Below are 1779 nucleotides of genomic sequence, written 5' to 3' on the forward strand. Positions count from 1 at the left end.
GCCATGCCAATCTCTCCCGAACATTTATTTGTAATTAGTGTATCAAACAAACGTTCGTATGTGAAGGTTTTTGCTGAGGTAACTTGATATTCAAAATTATATTTGTAGTTATCTTTTTATTAAATAAGCAGGGAGAAAATAAAGTTTTGAATCAAGACCTTTCACCTGCTGCATCTGCAAGGGGACAGGACACAACCACCACTACAAATACAACAAATGAAACCGAAAAAAAGACTGTTCTATACCCTATAAAGCAAGACGGGAAATATGGTTATATTGATCGTTCAGGTAAACTAATAATTAAACCTAATTTTGAAGAAGCACAAGAATATAAAGAGGGCAGAGCTCTAATTAAAAAAAATGGGAAATACGGGTTTATTGATGTAAAAGGAAGTATGGTTGTTGAAGCTAAATTTGATACTGCGCATAGTTTTTCTGAAGATAGAGCTCTTGTTGGCACAAATAAGAAATATGGTTTTATTGATGAATCCGGTGCTGAAGTTATTTCGCCACGGTTTAGAAATGCCTATGACTTCTCTGAGGAATTAACAGTTGTACAATATGATGTGAAATATGGATACATCGATAAAAACGGAAAAGAAGCTATTTCTCCCCGGTTTATGTATGCCTCAAATTTCTTAGAGGGGTATGCATGTGTTGTTTTTGAACAGGGTATTGCAGGTTATATAAACAAAAAAGGGGAGACCGTTCTGAATATTGAAACTTTCCCCGATGATACGGATATTTTCCCTTGTACCTCTTTTGTAGATGGGGTGGCTTTCATTAAAAAGCTAGACAATAATCAAAAGTTAAAATGGACGTTAGTAAATATAGAAGGGAAGCAAGTTAGCCCACTTCAGTTTGACCGTATATCTACATTTTCCGAGGGGCTAGCTGCTGTATCGATCGGAGAAAAATGGGGTGCAATTAACAAGTTAGGCAACTTGGTTATAGACACTAAATACGATTATGTCGATAGCTTTTATGAGGGAGCTGCCGCTGTTAATATTGGTGAAAAATGGGGTTACATCGATGCATCTGGTAAGGAGTTTATAGAATTTAAATTTGATAATGCCTTGGAATTTAGGAACGGAATGGCAAAAGTACAAGAAGGTAAAAAATGGGGTTATATTGGTTTGGATGGAAAGTATGTTTGGAAACCAACAGATTAGATCAATTATTCTGAGATAGTTCACGAAATTTATAAATCCATAAAAAGTAGAGGTGTAAAAACTATAAGGGAGAACCGTAATTCTAGCCGCCTCTGAGCATTTGTCCGACTAAATTTTTGCAGAGCATTTTTGACAAGTTGATAAGTTCGTAAAGAAGTATACGTCAAGAGAAATGACCCCTGTCTATAAGGGGGAAGATTCGGGCCGCAATGGTGAAGCCTTAACCATTCATCTTGTAGAGAAGAGGAACATATCACTTACATTCCGCACCTTCATCATGAGGTAGTGAGTGGAATCTTGAGAGAAAATGAGCCGGTTAAACGGATATAGCGATGGTCCCAAGAGCAAAACCACCGCTGAAGTCCTCAGATTCGATTAGCCGAGATAAATGGATTCATCCAAATTGAGAATCGACAGCACACGCTTCTCCTCTTTGGTAAGCGGGCTTCCGAACTGCCTGACCAAGTGCCGTCCGGCATGCGAATAACGGCCACTTTCCGGTACTTAAAGATTTGAAAGATCGCCGCAGCCGTGGGTTTTCGCAAAATGCGCCCGCCTGCTCCGTGCATCGGCTTTTGCTCGGTGATGTGCTGCCGAACCCGCCGCT

Annotated in this window: 1 protein-coding gene and 1 pseudogene; one reads left to right on the plus strand and one right to left on the minus strand. The window is 39.3% G+C overall.

Translation table 11 applies throughout. The features are described 5' to 3' along the window. The first annotated feature begins 83 nt into the window (after nucleotides 1–83). Nucleotides 84–1172, plus strand: a complete 1089-nt coding sequence (locus BLO51_RS28265) for a WG repeat-containing protein (RefSeq protein WP_090677479.1) — start codon at nucleotides 84–86, stop codon at nucleotides 1170–1172. Between the two features lie 375 nt (nucleotides 1173–1547). On the opposite strand, the pseudogene BLO51_RS30015 reads toward BLO51_RS28265, so the two are convergent. Further along, nucleotides 1548–1779 (minus strand): annotated as a pseudogene (locus BLO51_RS30015) (IS1634 family transposase); the annotation flags it as partial.

It is taken from the genome of Paenibacillus tianmuensis (assembly GCF_900100345.1).
In the GTDB taxonomy this organism is placed as follows: Bacteria; Bacillota; Bacilli; order Paenibacillales; family NBRC-103111; genus Paenibacillus_G; species Paenibacillus_G tianmuensis.